The organism is Kocuria cellulosilytica (assembly GCF_040981245.1).
Lineage (GTDB): Bacteria > Actinomycetota > Actinomycetes > Actinomycetales > Micrococcaceae > Kocuria > Kocuria cellulosilytica.
Genome location: NZ_JAVFWZ010000001.1, coordinates 393825 through 410174 on the forward strand (window position 1 = coordinate 393825; position 16350 = coordinate 410174).

Consider the following 16350-nt stretch of genomic DNA (forward strand, 5'->3'; position numbering starts at 1 on the left):
CAGGTCACACCGACGGTAGACTGCACACTGCATTCTTTCTAGAGGGCCCCCGAATGTTTCTCGCTCACTTCTGGCTACGCTGGGGGCAGCACCGGCCGACCGCCTGTGGTTGCTGCGGCACCAGCGGCGACGTCCGGACCGGCGAGACGGAGGGACACGACAACTGTGGCGTTCGAGATGCCGGCCACCCGGCGGGAGGCGGTCGCGGAGCACCTGCGGGAGGAAATCCTCTCGGGTGCGCTCGCTCCCGGCGCCCCAATCCGCGACGCCGAGATCGCGGCGCGCCTGGACGTGAGCATCACGCCGGTGCGCGAGGCCATCACCGAGCTCATCGGCGAAGGGCTCGTGGTCAGCACCGCCAACAAGCGCCGGCACGTCGCCGTGCTCACCCAGCGGCAGGCGATCGAGCTGATGGACGTGCTCGGGGTCGTCACCGTGGCCGCGCTCGAGCGCGCGGTCCCCCGCCTCGACGACGGCCGGCTCGACGCGCTCGCCGACACCGTCACCCGCTTCACCCAAGAGGCGGGGCAGCACCACTTCGAGGAGTCCCGCACCGGCCTCATCGACGCCGTGCGGGTACTGCTGGCGGCCGCCGACAACGACGAACTGACCGCCATGGCGGAGCAGGTCATGCTGCGCTCGCTGCGGCGGATCACGCTCTACCCCTCGGGCCACCTCGTGCCGCTCTGGGTCGAGGGCTGGCAGGACATGCTGCAGCTGCTGCGTGAGGGCGCCGGTCAAGAGGCGGTGGCCCGGCTGCGGGCGTTCTTCGCGGAGCTGACCACCCGGATGCGGGAAGACCGGCCGCTGGACGCGACGGTGGGGCCGACACCGCCTCGGTGAGCCACGGCTGTGGTTCTTAGGAGTCGACGCGCCGGAGCCTGCGACGCCGCCTGGGACATCGTCCCGATGCGCTCTGCGCCGGTCCGAAGAACCTCCGACGCGTCAGCGGGATTCCCGGATCAGCAACAGCCAGTGGTCACTGGAGCTCCCATGTGCCACAGCGCTTGGTCTCGAAGTCCTGTCCCTCGGCCAGGGTTACGGACGGCCGTCCACCGCCGGGGATGTCGTTGGCGATGATGTCGTCCCCGTTGGTGCCGGAGGTCAGGATGGCCCAGTAGCAGCTCGAACCCACGTCGTCCGTTGAGCGGTACGTGCCGGGATCGATGTCCACGCCGACGGTCCACGTGCCCTCGCGGATGGTGTTCTCCGCCTTCTTCTGTTCGGCTCCGGTGACTGCTTCCTCACGCTTCTTGACGGCGTCCTCCGCCTCCTTGGCGTCGTCCTCGCGTTCCTCGAGCGCCTTCTCGGCAGCGCTGACCTCGTCCTCGCGCTTCTGGAGCTCCGTGTGCCGGTCCTGGAGACCGGACGACATCGTGTCGTAGTCCTCCTGGAGCGACTCGTAGTCCTCCTCGACGCCCGTCTTGGCGGAGGCCAGGGCGACGTACTCGTCACTCGAGGTGGGGTCCGAGGCCACGGCACCTCCGATGCCCAGACCTCCTGCGAAGAGCGCGACACCGGCCACCGCCATGACGATCGGCTTGGTCCTGCTCTTCTGCCGTTCCGGGGCGGACGAGTCGGCCCCGATGTCGGACCGGTCACGGCGGAACGACGTCGTGGCGCGCGTCCAGGCGCCGGCGAGTGCTGCGCCGGAGCGACGGGAGCTGGGATGATCCGTGCGGTCCACCTCGTGGGCGGCTTCCGGATCACTGGCCGGCAGGGGCTGGGTCAGGGGCTCTTTCTCTCCCGCACCAGCATCAGCCTCGTCGTCGACCCAGAACTGCCATCCGTCCGGCGCCGGACCCCACGCGGGGTCGGGGGACCACCCGGGGTGGGGAGCCCAGCCTTCCGGGGGCTGCGGCCAGGTGGGGGGAGCGTTGAAGCGCATGGTGACATCCAGGGGGTCGAGCGGAGGTTGCAAGCACAAACGTAACGGGGAGTGGGCGCCCTTTTTTACCGAGCGGTCACAATGCAGAAATGTGCGGTCTTGAAGCGTTGGACGCCGAGCCAGGGAAGACCGGCCATCTCCGGGTGGTTGCCGTGGAAGGTCGTTCTCGTCCCGGCTGCGATGGACCTGTCATCGACGCCCTTTCACCCACCGGATGACGGTCACGATCAGCCAGGCGATGAATACCAACGGAGCGATGAGCCAAGAGAGCGCAATGATGGTGGACCACACGAACTCCGGCACCCCGACGAGGCTCAGCAATGCGCCGACGATTGTCATGCCCACGATCAGGAACAGGATGATCGACCACATCACGACGTGGAACACCCAGCGACGTTGCGGCTTCACCCGGGGTGACGCCTCAACAGGCAACGGAGGGTCCCACGGCTGCCGCGGGCGGACGGACAGCGGGGGGTCCCAGGGCTGTCGGGGTGGTGCGGCGTACGGCGCCGAGGAGGACTCCGCGGAACCCGGCCGGGGCGGAGTTTCCATCCTCGGCACCGCGTGGGTTTCGGCGGTCCAGGTCCCAGCAAGCACAGGGTCTTCCGAGGCCGACACAGACACGGTGGGCTGCTCCGAGGCGGCCTGCGGTTCCCGCGGGGCCGTGGCCGAATCCGGAGGGATGGAGCTGACCGGAATTGCGTCGTCGAGCACTGCGGGCGGGTCGACGTCGTCCTCGACCGGCGCTCCGGCCTCTGCCCGTTCCAGCAGCTCTCGGAGTTCCGGTTCCCCGATCACGGCGATGCGCTGACCCTCCTGGATGCGCTCGGCGGCCTTCTTCTCCTTGCCGGTGGCGCCGGTCAGCGGTGGATTGCGGACCTGGGCCCCGGCGCCGATCACCAGGCACGTCACCTTCTTCGTGGGGCTCTGCGCGACCACGGCGCCGGCCCCACGCATGCGCTCCTGGATCTCCTCACGAGTTCCGAAGGAGAGATCCCCGGTGATCAGCACGACCTCGTCCTCAAGGGTGGTCGGTGTGGGAACAGTGGGATCGGCGAGCGACGGACCGGTGGCCGGCCGCTCCACGGACGTGCGGTACACCGATTCCGGGGCGCGCCGGGAGCTCGCGGGACGTGCGGGCGACGAGCCAGTGGTGGAGCGGCGCGGCGCTCGTTGCCAGAGTTCGTCCACGGTGGACGCCCCGGTGCGGTGGGCCAGCTCCACGGTCACCTGCGCTGCGGCCAGGGCATCGGCCTCGGCCTGGTGGTGCGGAAAGTCATCCAGTCCGAGATGGCGCACCACGGTGGGGAGCTTGTGGTCCACCAGGTCGAGATGGCCTCGCGAGAGCTGGAGCGTGCAGTGGAACCGCGGCAGGGGAGCCTCCACGCCCGCGGCCCGGTTGGCGGCCCGCCACACGGACTCGTCGAAGGACGCGTTGTGCGCAACGACGGGCAGGTCGGCGCAGAGCCGGTTCAAGCGCTGGGCTGTCTCCGGCCAGGAGAGTCCCTCGGCCATGCACTGCTCCCGGGTGATGCCGTGAATGGCGGTGTTCCTCCGTTCGAAGTGATCCGCCGGCGGTGGAGGTTTGACGAGCCACGACTCCGAGGACTGCACCCGGCCGTTCCGGACGACAGCGACGCCCACGGCGCACGCCGATTCCCTCTTGCCGTTGGCCGTCTCGAAGTCCACGGCCACGAAGTCCAGATCCGGCACGCTACTTCACCTCCTCGATCACCAGGTTGATGCCGTCGTCGGGGTGGTACCCCCAGGACGCCTCGAAGTCGTCCCACGTGCCCGTCTGTCGCCCGTCGAGGGCTCGGGTGCTGTCCATGCGAGCGATGACGCTGTCCGAGGCGTCCAGTCCCTGCAGGACGCACGCCATTTCGGAGACTTCGGCACCGTAGGTGTTGTCCTCGCCGATGGTCTGGATCGATACGCTGCGCCCCTCGTCGCCGATCGTGATGCCGACGGCGTCCGTCAGCCCGCAGTCGTCGACGGCGGTCTCGATGTCAGTGGACCCGAAGCTCACGTCGGCGCTTCCAGCGTCCGGCGTGATGTCGGAACCCGAAGTGGCAGGCGTGACCGGGCCCGAGGCGCCGGCGCCCACCATCACTCCCAGAAGCAGTCCGGCGATCGAACCCGTCCCGCCGAAGATCCAGTGCCGGCTGTCGGAGGAGAGTGCGGAGGCCCAGATCTTCTTCAGCCGCGTCGGGAAGGACGATGTCTTCTTCTTCCTCGTAGCGGTCGGGAAGGAAGCGGGCTGCGCGTCCTCGACCCAGAACTGCCAACCGTCGGGTGCGGGACCCCACGCCGGGTCGGGGAACCAGTTCGGCGGAGGTGTCCAGCCGGAGGGCGGCTGGGGCCAGTTGGGGGGTGTGTTGAACTTCATGGCGCCATTCACGGACGAGGGACGATTACCGCTGCAAACGTAACTCGGGGCGCGGACGTCGAAGAAAGTTGTCACGTCACAGGGTGCCGCGGGGACCGGTCTCGGGCGGGGTTAGACCAGCGTCGACGTTCGGATGTGGCGCGGAGGCGCAGGCGACCGGCCCGCGGGTCACTCGTGCGGGGGACCGCGTGCGTGGGCCTATGCCTCAGTGCTCAACGCCCAGCATCGACTGCGCGATGAGCATGTCGAGGCGCCGGACGTCGACCTTCTTGCCGACCCTGATCTTGATGCGCCCGGCGCGGGTCCAGAGCTCTAGTTCACCATCGAGATCGAAGGTGCCGGCGTTCTCGGACGACCACATGTTGATCGCCGAGTACGGCAGGGAGTACACCTCGACCTTCCGCCCGGCCATGCCCTGGGCGTCGCGGACGATCAACCGCTTGGTGGTGAAGACAGCGCTGTCGCGGAAGGTCTTGTAGGCGGCCACAGGCTGTTCTCCCGGGACCATGAGTTCGGCGACGTCGTTCGGGATGGGGCACTCGGCCACGAACATCCACTGGGTCACTGCTGCTGTTTCCATGACTGCTCCTGTCGTCCACGTAAGCGGGGCCGGCGCAAGATCCCCGGCGTCCCCACATCTGTCCATTCACAGTAGTGAATGCAGGCGCATGCGATCCAGGCATCTGGCGCAGTGCTTCGGAAGGAGTGCCACGGTGGCTTCACGAGGACAACGGACGACGGCGGGATCGCCGCGGCGCTTCCCGGTGCCACCGGATGGATACCAGTTGCTCTTCACCGTCACCTGCACCAAATGCGGGGCGAAGGAGCCGACGTTCTCACTGGAGGGGCGGTTCCCGCGTCACTGCTTCTCGGACGCCGAGGAGGCCAATGAGGCCCGGTACCGCGAGTGGCAGGCGCTGAACACCGGATCGGTCAGTGTCGTGGCGCGACCGTGCGCGCCGCAGGGAACGGGCCGGCGCCGCTGAGAGCGCCCGGCGGAGCGCCGGACCGAATGGGCGTGACGCGGAAGTGCAGGCAGTCGCTCAGTGGCAACCACCACGAGAACTCTTGTCCGGTTGGCAACGGGTGTCCTGCATCCCGGCCCACCGCTCCACCGGAGCTGCAACCGAGGGATGCTCCTGCCTGGATTCGCGCCTACTCCTCGTCCGGTCTACAACAGCGGCGCCCGCCCCGGCCCCGGTCGCCCGGCGAAGGCCTGCACGATGTCGAGCCAGGCGTCGGCGTCGGGGCCCTCCGCGACGAGGTCCCCGTCCTGGCGGTGCCGTCGCCGGGTGGCGAGCAGGGCGAAGTCCAGGGCCGGGCCGTGGACGCGCTGACTTGCCTCTGCAGGTCCCCAGGTCCAGGTCTCGTCCTCATGGGTGAGTTCGACGCGGAACAGCTCGGCCGGCGGTTCCAGCCGGCGCTGCCGGAAGGCGTAGTCGCGGGTGGCCACGCCGAGGTGGGCGACGTGCCGCAGCCGGTGCGAGGCGACCGGGGCGACCCCGAGGGCGTCGCGGACGTCCTGGCCGTGGGCGAAGGTCTCCATGATCCGGGCGCTGGCCATCATGGGCGCGCCCATGGGCGGGCCGATCCACGGAATGCGCTCGCCCTCCGGCACGGCGACGAGCCGCTCGAGCACCCGACGCCGGCTGTCCTGCCAGGACGCCAGGATCTCGGCCGGGGGCCGTGCGGCACCCTCCTGGGCGCCGCGGTCGACGACGTCGGCCTCCGCCCGGAACCGCTCTCGCAGCTGCGCGAAGACCTCGGGCTCCTCGAGTGCGGTCAGCATGGTCCGTTCCGTCCAGGTGAGGTGGGCGACCTGGTGGCGGATCGTCCACCCCTCCGCCGGGGTGGGGCGGTCCCAGTCCTCGGCGGACAGCGGCCGCAGCAGCTCCTCGAGCAGGTCCCCCTCCTGGCGCAGGTCGGCCAGCAGGGCGGGCAGGTCGGGGCGGGTCATCGGCTCATCACGGTGCGTAGCTCCTTCGTGAGGATCGCGCTGGTCGCGTTACGCGGCGGATCCTCGGGGAACTCTACGTCGGTGAGCGCATGAGCGGCCAGGCTTATACGGACCTGGCGCGCAGCTGCTCGACGGGCATAGAGAAGCTTCCAGACAGGAATGCGAACGCCCTGTCGGTCTCGCCCCACGCTAGCGGAGAGCTTCAACCACGGAGGCCACGACGGCACCAAGGTATTGCTAGAGCGCGCTCTCGGCGTCGGCGGGGTGCAGGTTCTTGTCGCCGGAGGTGCGATGTTCTTTCAGTGGTCGAAGCTGTAGAAGGTGCCGTCCTCGGTGACCCGACGGTGCCGCCTGTCTCCAATCAGCCTGTGAGGGTAATGACTTGGGCGGCCCTCCTGGCTTGTTGAAATTTCCATGCATGAGCGCAACCCATATACTGATGCTTCTATTGACGGATCCACTCATAGTGGTCTCCTAAGGTGCTGTCCAGTAGGGAATTATGGTGTTGCCGTGTCGAGTCCGGCGATGTGGCGAAATACTGTGTCGGCCAGTGCTGGATCGGGGATGTGCATGGTGGTGGCCTGTCCCTTGTGCATGAGCCGGCGGACGGTGCGTCGGGCGGCGAGGCGGAAGACCGCATCATCAGTCAAGGCCTGGATCGTGGTATCAGGGCTTAGGTGCGCCCGCTGAATCGGGGAACCTTTGAGCATGTAGGGGAAAGGGACATCCTCTGCCCCATAGTCGGGATTAATGACGGGTTGTGGATCCAGGTGTACCTCTACGGTGATTCTTTTCGGGCTTTCTTCGCGGACATGGACGAAGGGAACGTTCTGGACGACCAGGGTCGCCAGATTTTTCGCCCCGTCATGGGCTTTCGATAGGGGGGCCTTGACCTTCCAGTATCGCCCCTCGGTGGCGGCGGGGTCAGGTATGGCGTAGCGCACGAGAGTGGCCAGTACGTTGAGGACGCTGTGTGCGTCAGGGTGGGTGAGCAGGATCGTGGTGTTGCGTCGGGGGGTGGCTCCGCTGGGTGGTGGGATCTGGCGGGGGAGGTGGTCCATTTCTTCTATCGGCGTTAGTAGCGCTCGTTCGATCGCCTCGGCAGTGTCCGGGTCCAGGATTGGTGACATGCCGGGGCGGGCGGCGCTGACCGTGGTGTGTACCTCGTTGCGTAGCACCGCCCCAGTGGCCAGGTGTCGCCGGATGGTGAGCAGCTCGTAGAGGTTCAGGTGTTGGGTGGCCACGGGGGCGAAGTGAAGGCTGCGAATGTCTCGGCCCCAGCGGGTGTAGTGGTCGGTGAATCGGGTGAGCACATTCTTGGCTTGGCCGACGTATTGGTCACCATTGGCGAAGGTCAGCACGTAGATCCCGCACCGGGAGGTGGCGGGGCCGATTAGCTGAGACAGCGATGTGCTGTCGGTGAGCGGGTAGTGGGTGAACGTCGGGGTTTCCATGGGTGAGTCTCCTGGAGAGGGGGCGCGGCCGCAGGCAAGAGGTGCAGCGATGCGCCGGCAGTAGGGGCGGGTGAGGTTGGTTGTGGGCTGCGGGTGAGGCAACGGGCGCCGGGGGTGCTGGTTAGTGGAGGGTGAATTGGCCGGTGGCGATGGTGTTGCTTGCGGCGGTGAGCAGGGCGTGGGCGTTGTTGGCTAACTGTGTGGCCGCCTCAGCGGTGAGGCGCAGTTGTTTGTAGGTGGCTCCGGCGGCGCGTTGGGCGTCGAGGGGTAGGTGGGGGAGGCGCATTTTTTCGAGCTTGAGGGTGGGGGTGAGTTGGCCGCTGAGGGTGGCTTGGTTGACCTCGGCCATCAGCATGTGGGCGACGAACTCGGGGTCGTGGGTGGCGGGATTGATATCGAGCACGGTCACCCCGCGGCTGACCGGCAGCCCCTCGATCTCCCACACGCGGGCGAAGATTCTCCCCCCGTTGCGGATGGTGACCGCGACCTGTCCGGCGCGGGTCGTGACCGCTGCATAGGGAGAGGCGGGCACGGTGATGGGCACCCGGTCCGGACGACCGGTGTCCATGGCGTGCGGGGTGAGCACGTCGACGGGCTGAGCATCGGGGTCGGTGTCGGTGCGGTGGGTTTGGGCGGTGCCGCGATGTGCGGGGAAGGCGTTGCCGATGGGGTAGGTCTCCACCGCCGTATCCAATGCGTGGAAGATCGCCGACGGGATCGTGAGGGCCTGTAGGGCCCGTTCGGCGTCCTTCAACCGCATCTGGGCTTGCTCGGCTTGTTCCAGCAGGTCCTGGTCATCCACCGGTTGCACCTTCTGCAGCCAAGCCTGCGGGGCCAGGGACGCGTCGGGGGAGAGCAGCTTGGTGGCCGGCACCGCGAGGGCCTTCGGGTGCTGGATCGGCTCGCCGGCCCGCCAGGTGTCCAGGGTGGTGATGGTTTCCTCGATGACCGTCTCGGTGATCGCCGCAGCCGCATGCTGGCTGAGGTCGATGAGCAGCACCTCGTTCGCTGGGGCCGGCTCGGTGGGGCGATGGAGGACGAGGAGGTAGCTCGGTGTTTTGGTGTAGCGCTGGAGGTTGACCGGCAGGGAGATGATCGCTTCGATCACTCCTTCGGCGATCATCCAGGACAGCACCTGGCTGGAGCTGCCAGCCCGCGACAACGCTCGCTGGGGCACGACGACAGCGGCGCGGCCGTCGGGATTCAGGGCTCGATAAGCCACCAAGGCCCAGACCAGATCAGATCGGCTGCCGCTCACCCCGCCAAACGGCAATTGGGCAGCCCGCGCCTTTTGCTCTGCGTGCAGCATCCCGGAAGGGCCATGCATGAGAACGGCATCGAAGGTGGAATCGATGGTCAAGGCATCCTGAGCAGTCAGTTCGACCGGGACGTCGGCCAGGAAGAGCCGGCAGGCGGCGATCTCTAGGGCTGCCTTATTGGGGTCGTTGCCGTACAACTGCGCCTGGGGATGGGTCTCGTGAGCATCCAGCAGGGTCTGCCCGGCCCCGCAGGCCAGATCCGCGATCGTGGTGGCGTGTTCCCCGACCGACCGGACCAGCAATTGACTCACGGCTGGGGACGTCATCGTGGCGGCAAGGCCGCCGCGGGCCCGTTCCGCCTCAGTCCTGAGGAGTTGCTCCGCCACGCGGCGGGGATCGGCAGTGCCCAGGGCGGCGCCAATATGCTCGAGCATCTGCTCAGCCGGTGTGGAGAGCTCCTCCAGCCAGTCGCTCACCCGGTAGAGGCCATTGGAGAGGTATTCGTTGAGGTAATGCGAGGCCTTGCACGCGTAGTCCAAGTCAGGGGCGCCCACCCATGACGGATCCAATGGAAAGTGTGCGTACTCCGGCAGCGGGGTGTCTGGCTCACGGCTCCACTTGGCCCACCACAGCAGGGGTAACAGGATCGGGGCCATGTCCTCAGCCGGAACGATGCCGCGCAGGCTGCTGAGCAGCGCGAAGTCCGCCTGATCCGGGTCTTGTTTGAGCGGCTTGTTCTTCGCCTCTAACCAGCGCAGAACGGCTGGCAGGGGGAACAGCGGGCGCCTCTGTGTGCCGGCGGTGGCCTGCGGGAAGTCCGGGTAGCGCGTGCGCCAATTGCTCACGGTCGAGGTGGACACCCCGGCCAGTTTGGCGATCCCGGAGGGGCTGACGTGCTGATAGGCGAGGGCGGCGTTCATCGGGTGTCCTTCGGGATGTTCATGGAGCCTGGGGAGGTTTCCGGCAGCAGGTCCGCCGCTTCACCGCATGACCTTGCCGGTCGTCAGAGCGTCGAGGAGGGCTGATGGGACGGTCCTCGGCGACGCGGTTGGTGGTCGGTTCATGCCCCACATCTCGGTTGAACTGCGGAGGTGATCGGTGCGGTAGGGCATCAGGCGGCCTGCTGGGTGGCCGGGGGAGTGTAGAACCGGTCCTCGGGTAGGGCGATCACATCCGCCGCGGCCAGTCGCAACCGCTTCGACAGGCAAGACAGCCGCGACACCACCACCACGTGAGCACCGGTGGCACCCAATGCGGCCACCACATCGGTGAATCCTCCATCGCCGCTGGCGCACACAATACGGTCAAAGCGCCCCGGCAGGTTCTCCTCCCACATCACCTCCTGCAGCACCAGGTCCGCTCCATTAGCACCCAGCCGGAACAGCTTGCGGCACGGCACCGTGGAACGTTCGAGCTCCCACACGGTGGGCCGAGCCGTGGTGCCCATCACGATTAGATCCCCCGCCTGGTAGTCGACGAGGCGGACGTAGTCGTCGAACCACGCATCGACCTGCTCGGCGCAGAAGAACGGAGTCCCCAGCTGATTCTCAATGTCAATGAGGTGGATGGAGCGCCCCCGGCGCATCCTCAGCGTGTTCATGACTACCCCCGAATGAAAAGTGTTTCTGGCGTGTTCACAGACTAGAGAGGCTATGGGGATATTGCAATAGTAAATGCAAAAGTTTCATGTGTGAAGAATGCACAGTGGGTTTTCGAGCCCTGGAGGCTCCTTCGCCTGCGTAGAGAGGGCTGTCAGAGTCGCTCCGCGTCACGGGCAGTTGGCCATGATGGTGAGGGCCATGCCTTCGTTCTGGCACACAGATTCCCCTGGCCTGGGCACATGACCTCCAAGGAGCCACTACGCCCTTTGAGGCACGATGACGCGCCGGAGCGGCTTGCGGGCAGCTCCGGCGCGTCAGGGTGGGGGTATCAGACGACGGGGTCGGGCAGGTCCTGCATGGTGCCCTCCTCCTTCTTGTTGCCTCGGGCGGTGTTCCACTCCTGGTGGAGGTTCTCCTTCATGCCCTTGGGCATGTACTCGGGGCCGATGAGGTAGGTCAGAAGGTTCGCAGCGAGGTTGTAGGCCTCGTTGCGGGCGCCCATGCGGCCGTCGGCGCGCACCTCTAGTACTCGAATCTTGCGCCGCACATGGACAGAGACGTCCAGTGACCTAGGCTTCTGCGGACGCCTCAGTAGGGGGGTGGAAGGCAAGTGACCTGGTCTCTGGCGGTTCAACTCCGGATTCGCCTAGTCCATCCCTGGGTCGATCGCTACGAGCTGTGCGTGATCAGGGAGCGGTGTGCCTCGAAATTCGTTGCGGTTGAGGCGTTGTGCACCGTGCAGGTCTTGCCAACGAGCTGATCCACGGCGGCCTCAAGGTCCTTCGTCTCGGCGGGACGTCCGAGGTCCACATGGCCGGTGGTATCCACGACGATGTAACCCCACTCAAACAAGGCATCACAGCCCAGAACGCAGATCAGCATCGCAGCCGCAGTGAAGTCAACGCGCTCTTCTTCGGTGCACAGATTCCGAGGCTTGATGTGGCCGGCGATAAGCAAACGTGCGGGCAGCACCTCACCGCAAATAGAGCAAGGCGCTGCGGTGCGTCCCTGCAACAGGTGCCGACGAAGATGGGCTTGTTCGCGGCGGACCGTGCCCAAAGCCTCCCCGTCACTTCCCTCTCCCACCCATGAGGTAGCAGGGCAGCCTAGTAGACTTTCCGCGTTCGCCCCATCCGGTGAAAGGGAGACACCGGCCTCCTGAAGTAGCCGAAGCCCTTCCTCCTCATTCAACGGCGAGGCGTACTTGAGCGCCGGCTTGCCCTTGGAGGTAAAAGGGCCAGGAGAGCCGTGGTTGATAAGCTCAGCCACGCGTTGCCACGGGATCTCCAAGTCGAGCTTCAGCGGCTCCACCCGGACCCGCCACCCCTCATTGAACCTTTTCTCCCGATGCCCGGGGGGCCGGGACGCGGATTCCCACTCTTCACCTACCCGACTCACGGCGCGAAGAAAGGGCCCGGAGTAATGGAAGACGACGTCTCCGCGTCGCATTTCCTTCAAACACACCCGGCTATACGGTAGGGCGCCGCTGTCGGTGGGGCGACTCCACAGGATGCGCTGCTCCATCACGATGGGGAACTTATTGCCTTGGCTCGCCCACCAGTACCTCATCCTGATCCTCCACCCTTCGTATCCGTCTACGGCGCCTAGAGGACCCGCGCACTGGTCCTTGTTCCATGCTGGTTGGTCACCGAATGTCTGGTTGCTTTCGTAAGATCAGGAAATGAGCACTGAATCCCCCGCATCCTTACCGCTGGTGACATCCCGACATGTACCCAGATTCTGGCCTGCCGCTATAGCAACTTCCACGCCGCCATCGCCGTCTCTCAAGCGACCTCCAAAGTCCTGGTTTTTTCCGACCCTAACGTCCGCGGAAGCGGTCCAACATCATTTTCCCTAATCAAAATTTCGGGACTTAGGCCCGGACATCAAGCCGGCAATATTGTTAACTTGGCTACTCAAGACGCCGATTCCTCGATGTATATGAGCTGCGGCGGTCCGGCCTAGTTCTTTTTCACCCTCGAAGTGGGCGCGCTGAGTAATCAAAGCTTCATAAATGGGCGCTTGGCTACCTGCGAAGGTTTTCCACGTCATTTCGACGTTTGAGTCTGTCACTACGTCACGCACCAACGGTGGGGTTGGATCGGCAAGGGACGTGCATAGCGCCCAGCGGCAGAGGACGTTCCACTGCTTAATGCCGGTGGCCCGTTTCAATTTTAGTAATTGGTTCTTGCCTTGTTCGGACAGTCGAATGGTCTCAAGCGACATTGTTTTCTCGCTTCCACCAGTACCCAGGGTTCACTGACGTGGTGTGATTTTCGTTATCGTGCTCTAAAAGGTAGGTTGCGCTAATGGCGGGAGCTAATCTGTGGAATAGGGGCTCGTTGATTTCTTCGTCGGTGCTGAGCAGCAGTACTTGTTCACCGGCTTCCGGAAAGTACCTGTCGACCAGGCGTTCTCGGTGCACACTGTCCAGGCGGCCCAGGGGGGTGTCGATGACCATGGGGATTGCCTTGCCGGCGACCTTGGCGATGCCCCACAGCAGGGCCACGGCCAAAAGCTGACGTTCACCCGCGCTCAGCCGGGCCGCCGGAATTTCCACTCCGGTGGCACCCTCCAGATGGACGGTGAAGTCCTTCGGGTTGATGTGCACATCACGGATCAGACTCTTTTTCCGCATCAACGATTGGAAGCTTTGGAGCGTGGCGACTTCCAGCTTGCCGAGGTTTCTAGCGATCAGCTGTTGGCGGAGCTCTGCGAGGGTTGTCCGGACCCGGTCCGTATGGTTGAGCATGCGCTGCACCTCATCTTCGTGCAGGGCGGCTGCCCGCCGTTCGGCCTCAGCTAGGTTTACGGCTTGGGTGCTGTTCTCCTGCTCAGTGCGTAGACGTTGGACCTCGTCCTCGAGGGCCTCCACCTCTCCGGCCGTTCTGGCCTCGGTGAGTCGCGCCTCGTCCCTTCTTCCCAGTTGCTTGGTGATCAGATCGGAGCTGGGTACTCCAGCCAGCAGAGTATCCAGCTCATCACGACGCGTGTAAAGCGCCTCCAGCTGAGCGACGAGGGTGTTTCTGGAAGCTTCGGCCTGGATGAGCAGTTCATCTAGGGTGGCGAGCTGCCGAGTTACCTCAGGGCCCACACCAGGGATTAGCTCCTGAGAGGCGTCTTTTTTAATATCGTCCCTGTGCGCGGCAAGGAGTGGTTCGAGTTCACTGCGTGCCTCAGCGCTCAGCTGAGACATTAGCTCGGCATGGTGCTGGTCCAGGTGCTGATGCAGTTGCGCAGCCGCGGTAATCTGCGCGTTGCGCGCTCCATCAACTTTCAGCTGCTCCAATTGGAGACGCACCAGAAGGAGGGGGAGAGTCCCTTCAGCCAGTGAGCGCAGCTGGTCCTCGCTTGCCCGCAGTGCTGCCATGACCTCGCGGTGTTCCTGTTCTAGGGAGGCGCGCTGCTCGTAGAGATTGCCTCCTTCGCGCTGGAAAACCGCTTCGGCCTCTGCCAGCCTGGTTTGGGCCTCGCGGTGTCGCATCTGGGCCCCCGCCAGCCGCTGAAGAGCCGCGTCCAAGTCCTGTTCCACGTGGCCGAGTCGTTCGGTCTCGGTTCTCAGCCGGTCATCAAGCGCTGCAGGAACGGCTTGAGGTTTTTGTCGTCGTTGCAACGCCAGCAGATCGGTGCTTAGGCGCTCCAGCGTGCCGATGCCCAGAAGGGCGTGGATGGAAGTGCGGATCACCGCGGCTGAGGTGTCCATGTCCGCCAGGGACTCGATTTTTTCCCCGTCGAAGAAGAAGAGATTGGCGATCTCCAGCGGGAGGATTTCCTCGATGTGCTCGGCCCAGGTGGCCGAGATGGTGAAGTTCACGCGGCCATCGACAAAGACGTTGACGCCTTCATGGATGCCCTTGCCGGTGGAGTTCCAGTAGCGCACCACCCGGTAAAGACGGACGTCTCCTTCGATATCGATCTCAAAAGTCAGATCGATGGAGGCGCCGTCTTTGGGGTCGACGCCTCGGCTGATGGTCTCGCGCAGGAAGCTCTCCCAGGACTTGTTTCCCCGGTTGGAGAGATTGGCTCGGCGTCCGTAGAGCGCTAGTTGGAGCGCGTCCAGAAAGGTGGTCTTTCCGCATCCGTTGAGGCCGCCGACCAGGATGACCGGCCGTCCCGGTTGGGTCTGTAGGTCGACCACATGGCGGCCACGGTAGACGCCAACGTTATGCAGGGTTAGTTCACGAAAGCGCATCGGGCTCCTCCGTTGCGTCGTCAACCTCATCAGATAAGAGGTCCAGGGCCATGGTTTTGCCATTCCGCAGGTCACGCACGGTGGCAAGTTGCTTGGCGCGGCCCAAGGCGTCGGACTCATCCGCGAAGTACGACCGACGCACGGTGGCTTCGAGCTCTTCAAAAAGTCCCTTGCGCCGCGCCATGGTCTGGTAGCGCCGTTCCACACCGATCAACGACCGGGTCATTTCAAAGTGCATAGAATCGTCGCCGCACAGGTCCTTCAAGAGCTCGATGTCGTCGGCGCCCAGGGCAATTTGGTCGCCTAAAGGTTTGCCGGGGTAGGGCATGCCGGTTTCGTCCTCGTAGATGCGGGGAACGCTGTCCTCGATCTCGTGCTTGTCGAACACCCAAATGCGACGGATCTCTTCCAGTTCCTCCAGCGTGATGAGCTCGAGGTCTTCGGTGCCTTCGGGGCCGAGCTCGCGGACCTCGCCTTGAGCGCGCAGGAGGTCGCGGAGCCATTCTTCCCGGGCGTCTTGGGTGTAGGGCCCGTGGACGGCCCTGCCGTTGAAGACGGTGACGCCGCCGCGCTTACGCCGGAACTCTCGGCGCTGTCGGTCGCGTTCTCCACGGATCCGGGCATCCCGTTCCCGGTCGTTTTCTTCGGCTCGAGCGCGGTCCTCATCTGGTGCTTGCAGGTAGGGGTCCTCGCCGGATCCGTCCCATCCGCCATCGAGCTTGTCGCGCAGGGTGAGTAAGGGTGCCATCCACTCGTGGTCCTCGGAGTTGGCCACCATGGCGGACATGGATTTGTCCTGGTCGACCAGGGTGCAGGTCCAGCATCCGAAGCGGGAGTCGCCACAGCTGGGCGTGGTGGTGTCGACGACCAGCGGGCATTCGCTGTCCTCGGAGGCCCCTTGGTACATGGTGAGGAGGTCTTTGTTGGAGTATCCCCAGGCGTTTTTGACCTGCATCAGGAACATCCAGACGTCGTCATTGGACCACGCTTCGATGGGGCTGTAGACCAGGCTGTTGGGCAGGCTGCCGTTAGGAGAGAGCCGGTCCCGCACTCGGCCCTTTTCGTGGTGTTCCATGGTGCGGGCGCGGGCTGCGCTTTCGGCCTTGCGGGTGCCGAGCACCAGGATGGCCTCGCCGTGGTTGTGCACGACGCGTTTGATGAAGCTGTTGCTGGGCCTGATCTTGAGCCGTTCCGTGCACCAGCGGAACTTGGGCCGGGGCGCGGGATAGCCCTGGCCGATCAGATTGACCCAGAAGGTGTCCTTGACCTCCGGGGTCAGGCGGTTCGGCTGGACGGGCAGGTCCTGCTCTTCGGCTGCGGTGGCCATCTTCTCCAGCGACTTGGACACCCAAGCAGCTACCACAGGGTTCTCCACCAGGGTGTCCGTGGAAATCACGTACACCGGCTTCCGCCGTGCCTCAGGGGTCAGCTTGGACAGGGCCAACCAGACCAGCTGCAGGACCGCCGTGGAGTCTTTGCCGCCGGAGTATCCCACCACCCAGGGAACCTCGTCCGCGCAGTACAGCTCGCAGATCTCCTCGGTCAGTTCATCAATGACCTCTTGCATGGGCCGCCCATCAAAGGGGCGGCGACGGGTTGTGATCGTCAGA

Annotated in this window: 15 protein-coding genes; 2 read left to right on the forward strand and 13 right to left on the reverse strand. The window is 65.2% G+C overall.

The annotated features are described in order from the left end of the window. Nucleotides 1–165: 165 nt before the first annotated feature. A complete protein-coding gene (locus RCG67_RS01820; protein ID WP_368824575.1) occupies nucleotides 166–843 on the forward strand; it encodes a GntR family transcriptional regulator in 678 nt (225 codons plus the stop codon). Nucleotides 844–979: 136 nt separating this feature from the next. Here RCG67_RS01820 and RCG67_RS01825 read toward each other — a convergent pair whose 3' ends face one another. The 4 genes from RCG67_RS01825 to RCG67_RS01840 form a co-directional block, all read right to left on the reverse strand. Then, nucleotides 980–1687 (reverse strand): Rv1352/Rv1906c domain-containing protein, encoded by a 708-nt coding sequence (locus RCG67_RS01825; protein WP_368824576.1) that lies wholly within the window; start codon nucleotides 1685–1687, stop codon nucleotides 980–982. A 390-nt stretch (nucleotides 1688–2077) separates the two neighbouring features. Next, on the reverse strand, nucleotides 2078–3601 hold the full coding sequence (locus RCG67_RS01830; protein ID WP_368824577.1) for an exonuclease domain-containing protein: 1524 nt from the start codon (nucleotides 3599–3601) through the stop codon (nucleotides 2078–2080). A 1-nt stretch (nucleotide 3602) separates the two neighbouring features. Beyond that, nucleotides 3603–4277 carry a hypothetical protein gene (locus tag RCG67_RS01835; RefSeq protein ID WP_368824578.1) on the reverse strand — a complete coding sequence of 225 codons (675 nt, stop codon included), beginning with the start codon at nucleotides 4275–4277 and terminating at the stop codon, nucleotides 3603–3605. 205 nt (nucleotides 4278–4482) lie between these two features. Further along, nucleotides 4483–4857: a PH domain-containing protein gene (locus RCG67_RS01840; RefSeq protein WP_368824579.1), complete on the reverse strand. Its 375-nt coding sequence runs from the start codon at nucleotides 4855–4857 to the stop codon at nucleotides 4483–4485. A 205-nt stretch (nucleotides 4858–5062) separates the two neighbouring features. Between RCG67_RS01840 and RCG67_RS01845 the strand changes: the two genes are divergently transcribed. Continuing rightward, entirely contained in the window at nucleotides 5063–5263 is a 201-nt protein-coding gene (locus RCG67_RS01845) for a hypothetical protein (protein WP_368824580.1), read from the forward strand. A 185-nt stretch (nucleotides 5264–5448) separates the two neighbouring features. On the opposite strand, the gene RCG67_RS01850 is transcribed toward RCG67_RS01845, so the two are convergent. The 9 genes from RCG67_RS01850 to dndC form a co-directional block, all read right to left on the reverse strand. Continuing rightward, nucleotides 5449–6234, reverse strand: coding sequence for a TIGR03084 family metal-binding protein (locus tag RCG67_RS01850; RefSeq protein WP_368824581.1), 786 nt, complete (start codon nucleotides 6232–6234; stop codon nucleotides 5449–5451). Between the two features lie 497 nt (nucleotides 6235–6731). Beyond that, complete coding sequence (locus tag RCG67_RS01855) at nucleotides 6732–7688, reverse strand: GIY-YIG nuclease family protein (RefSeq protein WP_368824582.1); 957 nt, start codon at nucleotides 7686–7688, stop codon at nucleotides 6732–6734. A gap of 121 nt (nucleotides 7689–7809) precedes the next feature. After that, nucleotides 7810–9867, reverse strand: a complete 2058-nt coding sequence (locus RCG67_RS01860; RefSeq protein WP_368824583.1) for an N-6 DNA methylase — start codon at nucleotides 9865–9867, stop codon at nucleotides 7810–7812. 191 nt (nucleotides 9868–10058) lie between these two features. After that, nucleotides 10059–10547, reverse strand: coding sequence for a PIN domain-containing protein (locus tag RCG67_RS01865; RefSeq protein WP_368824584.1), 489 nt, complete (start codon nucleotides 10545–10547; stop codon nucleotides 10059–10061). Between the two features lie 329 nt (nucleotides 10548–10876). Further along, a complete protein-coding gene (locus RCG67_RS01870) occupies nucleotides 10877–11068 on the reverse strand; it encodes a hypothetical protein (RefSeq protein WP_368824585.1) in 192 nt (63 codons plus the stop codon). Nucleotides 11069–11217: 149 nt separating this feature from the next. Continuing rightward, nucleotides 11218–11817, reverse strand: a complete 600-nt coding sequence (locus RCG67_RS01875; protein WP_368824586.1) for a hypothetical protein — start codon at nucleotides 11815–11817, stop codon at nucleotides 11218–11220. 585 nt (nucleotides 11818–12402) lie between these two features. Continuing rightward, nucleotides 12403–12774, reverse strand: a complete 372-nt coding sequence (gene dndE, locus RCG67_RS01880; protein ID WP_368824587.1) for a DNA sulfur modification protein DndE — start codon at nucleotides 12772–12774, stop codon at nucleotides 12403–12405. Continuing rightward, nucleotides 12764–14740: a DNA sulfur modification protein DndD gene (gene dndD / locus RCG67_RS01885; RefSeq protein ID WP_368824588.1), complete on the reverse strand. Its 1977-nt coding sequence runs from the start codon at nucleotides 14738–14740 to the stop codon at nucleotides 12764–12766. The genes dndE and dndD overlap by 11 nt, the downstream gene beginning before the upstream one ends. Next, nucleotides 14727–16307, reverse strand: coding sequence for a DNA phosphorothioation system sulfurtransferase DndC (gene dndC, locus RCG67_RS01890; RefSeq protein WP_368824589.1), 1581 nt, complete (start codon nucleotides 16305–16307; stop codon nucleotides 14727–14729). The genes dndD and dndC overlap by 14 nt, the downstream gene beginning before the upstream one ends. Nucleotides 16308–16350 lie beyond the last annotated feature (43 nt).